The 2,938-nt window shown below is 34.9% G+C and carries 4 protein-coding genes; 3 read left to right on the top strand and 1 reads right to left on the bottom strand.

From position 1 onward, the window contains the following. The 3 genes from ACEYX7_RS10800 to ACEYX7_RS10790 all read left to right on the top strand — a co-directional run. Positions 1-75 (top strand): EF-Tu C-terminal domain-related protein (locus ACEYX7_RS10800; protein ID WP_445585612.1); only part of this gene is annotated, 75 nt, incomplete at its 5' end. Positions 76-243: 168 nt separating this feature from the next. Beyond that, a complete protein-coding gene (locus ACEYX7_RS10795; RefSeq protein WP_374805481.1) occupies positions 244-1,347 on the top strand; it encodes a beta-ketoacyl-ACP synthase III in 1,104 nt (367 codons plus the stop codon). 275 nt (positions 1,348-1,622) lie between these two features. Further along, positions 1,623-2,435, top strand: coding sequence for an NRDE family protein (locus tag ACEYX7_RS10790; RefSeq protein ID WP_374805479.1), 813 nt, complete (start codon positions 1,623-1,625; stop codon positions 2,433-2,435). A gap of 82 nt (positions 2,436-2,517) precedes the next feature. Here the strand turns inward: ACEYX7_RS10790 and ACEYX7_RS10785 are convergent, their stop codons facing one another. Next, on the bottom strand, positions 2,518-2,733 hold the full coding sequence (locus ACEYX7_RS10785; RefSeq protein WP_374900565.1) for a hypothetical protein: 216 nt from the start codon (positions 2,731-2,733) through the stop codon (positions 2,518-2,520). Positions 2,734-2,938 lie beyond the last annotated feature (205 nt).

Raw genomic sequence — 2,938 nt, 5'->3', positions numbered from 1 at the left:
CCAGGCTTACGCTTTGCGATTCGTGAAGGTGGTCGTACAGTAGGTGCTGGTGTTGTTGCTAAAGTAACTGCATAAGCATTCTATAAAGATTAAATTTTTTTAATCTTGAAAGCCGAGCTGAAAAGCTCGGTTTTTTATTGTTATCAAGAAAAGTCTAAAAAAGCACTAAAATAGATAGTTTTCGCCATCCACAACAAACTTGTTTTCTGCAAAAATAAATTAAAATAAATCAAGGTATTCGTTATGAGTGTACGCATCACTGCCACAGGTGTTTATGCACCGCCCAATAAAATTACTAATGATGAATTGGTACAAAGCTTGAATGCTTATGTAGCACGTTATAATGAACAGCACAAAGAACAAATTTTGGCAGGTGAGTGTGAAGAATTACGTAGCTCAAGTGTAGAGTTCATTGAAAAAGCATCAGGCATTCAATCACGTTATGTGGTCGAAAAAATAGGTATTCTTGATATAGATCGTATGCGTCCGCATTTGCGTGAACGTGATAACGATGAACTGTCTTTACAAGCAGAAATGGGTGTGGCAGCGGCACAAATCGCTATGCAAAAAGCCAATCTAAAAGCTGAAGATATTGATATTGTTATTCTTTCTTCTTTGTGTATTCAGCGTGCTTATCCAGCTGTAGCGATTGAAATTCAGCAAGCACTGGGTATCAAAGGTTATGCATTTGATATGAATGTGGCATGTTCGGCAGCGACTTTTGCAATCAAGCAGGCCTTTGACAGTTTAAACAATAGCACTGCTCGCCGTGCATTGTTAGTGAATGTGGAGATCATGTCGGGGCAAATCGACTATACTTCTCGTGATACGCACTTTATTTTTGGTGATGTAGCGACGGCAACTATCTTAGAAAAAAACGATGAAAAGTCAGGCTATGAAATTATAGATAGTCATTTGGAAACGCAATTTTCTAACAACATTCGTAATAATTTTGGTTTTTTAAATGCCAGTGAAGACGCTGTGCGTGACGATCGTATTTTCCGTCAAGATGGGCGTAAAGTATTTAAAGAAGTATGTCCAATGGTAGCACAAACTGTTAAAAATCAATTGGATAAAAATCAGATTAACATTAGCCAAGTTAAACGTTTCTGGTTGCATCAAGCCAATATTAATATGAATGAGCTCATCTTAAAATACCTTATAGGTAAAAATCCAGATATGCGTCTTGCACCAACAGTATTGCATGAATACGCCAATACATCTTCAGCAGGGGCGATTATCGCGATGGATAAGACATTTGATGAAGTGCAGGATGATGAGTATGCTGTGATATGTACCTTTGGTGCAGGCTATTCTGTAGGAAGTATATTATTAAAAAAAGTATGATGCATAGATGTTAGTGTAAAAAAGCATTTTTGTTATCATGCTTTAGTTATATCGTTTGATAGGTATATCGGACATAATTTTCTAATTCGATATATCTATTCTTTCTATCATGTTATTAAAAAGTTAAGCAATAAAATTAGGTAATTATATTTTTATCTGTGATAATCTACACAGTATGTTTAAAAATAATCTGATTAAATGCTATTTTAATCAATGCTATACTGTCTTAATGATAAATAAAGTTTAGCAATTTTAAATTAAATACTGGAGAAAATATGTGTATCGTTGCAATCTCATGGCAGGTGATGGATGAATTGCCATTGTTACTATTATCTAATCGTGATGAATTTTATGCTCGCCCAACGCAAGCCTTACATTATTGGGCGGAAGATGATATTTTTGCAGGCAAAGATTTACAGCAAAGCGGAACATGGCTCGGCACAACCAAAAACGGACGTTGGGCGGTGATTACCAATTTTAGAGAAATCGATAAAAAAGACTATCCAACCAGTCGTGGTGATTTGGTCAAAAATTATTTAACATCAAGCCTTTCACCGATGCAATATGCCAAACAACTACAAAGTATTCAGCAAAATTATGCAGGGTTTAATCTGATTATTGGCGACCAAAAACAAGCGGTATATCTGAGCAATCGTGGTGAGCAGCCAGTGGCTTTGGCAAATGGTGTGTATATCCTATCGAACGGTTTGCTGTCGAGTGTATGGCACAAAAGTGAACATTTACGTAAACGCTTAGCACAAGAATTATTGCCTGTCGCACAATGTATGCAGCATTGTCCTGATGAATTAATGTCGAATATTTATCCGATTGCGATGGATATTTTGCAGGATAATCGGCAATTGGCGGATGAATTATTACCCGATACAGGCGTGGGTTATGCGTGGGAAAAGCAATTATCATCGACTTTTATCGCCACGGAAAATTATGGTACACGCTGTAGCAATATTATCGCTATCAATAACAAGCATCTCACTTGGTATGAAGTCACGCAATATGGCGAACAGCAAGGGGATATTGCGACGATTGATTATGATATTGTGATGAAGACGAATATGATTTTAGTGTAATGAAATCACGTCCTAATCCTTATCTGTGAGAAAAGCTAGTTTTATAAAGTGTTGAGTTTACCAATTCAAAAGAATACAAATTTCATTTTTCAACGATATTCAACTCGCCTTGATATTTGCCTAAGACTTGGCTCAACTTTAATAAAAGTTCATCTCTGTATTCATCTTTTACCAATAAATCATATTTGTTATTCTTATAAAAAATCAAAAATCTAGTACTACTATTACCTTGAACCTTATCTATTAATATTTCAACTTTATATTCTTTAGCATTAATATAAAAAATATCTCCATTCATTGTTTTAATAATCAAACTATCGTCTTCAAAACATAGACCGTAAATAACTTTTTTAAAAAATCCAAAAAAAGTAGTATACAATGAATGCAATATCGCTACCAAGCCTACAATTGTTGGATATAAATAATATCTCAGCACACGACAAAAAAATAAAAAAGACTGTTGTTAAAGCAATGGCATAATAGTAATTTTTCTGACGAATTAG

The sequence above is a fragment of the Hubeiibacter jixunmingi genome, from assembly GCF_041928215.1.
Lineage (GTDB): Bacteria > Pseudomonadota > Gammaproteobacteria > Pseudomonadales > Moraxellaceae > Acinetobacter.
The sequence above is the reverse complement of the archived record's forward strand: the minus strand, read 5'-3'. Positions and strand labels throughout refer to the sequence as shown.

Coding starts and splice junctions, on each gene's coding strand:
- ACEYX7_RS10795 (WP_374805481.1), top strand. CDS start 244: ATGAGTGTACGCATCACTGCCACAGGTGTTTATGCACCGCCCAATAAA.
- ACEYX7_RS10790 (WP_374805479.1), top strand. CDS start 1,623: ATGTGTATCGTTGCAATCTCATGGCAGGTGATGGATGAATTGCCATTG.
- ACEYX7_RS10785 (WP_374900565.1), bottom strand. CDS start 2,733: ATGAATGGAGATATTTTTTATATTAATGCTAAAGAATATAAAGTTGAA.